This window comes from Rhizobium mayense (genome assembly GCF_030272705.1).
Taxonomy (GTDB): domain Bacteria; phylum Pseudomonadota; class Alphaproteobacteria; order Rhizobiales; family Rhizobiaceae; genus Rhizobium; species Rhizobium mayense.
This window is the reverse complement of record NZ_JARFYM010000143.1, coordinates 1-295: the sequence shown is the minus strand read 5'-3', so window position 1 is coordinate 295 and position 295 is coordinate 1. Positions and strand designations below refer to the sequence as shown.

Annotated in this window: 1 pseudogene; it reads right to left on the bottom strand. The window is 67.1% G+C overall.

The window, feature by feature from the left end:
• Window positions 1-295: pseudogene (locus PY649_RS34970) on the bottom strand (methyl-accepting chemotaxis protein); the annotation flags it as partial.

Sequence of the window (295 nt, the reverse complement as noted above, 5' to 3'; positions counted from 1 at the left end):
CGACAGCTCGTTGGAGGCGCGGCGGATCTCTTCCTTGGAGACGCCGATGTCGTTGCCCTTGGCATTGACCCGGCCCATGGCGGCTTCCAGATGCGACAGTGCCTCGTTGAAGTTGTTGCGCAGGCCGGCATAGCCGGCGCCGATATCGCCGCAGCGCACGGTCAGATCGCCCTGGGCGAGGTCTTCGAGGGCCCGACCGATGGTGGCGACGACACGGGCCTGTTCCTGGGCCTCGTCCTGCTGCTGGCGCAGGTTCTGCTGGCGTTCGGCGTTGATTTCCTGCTCCTGGGCCGCC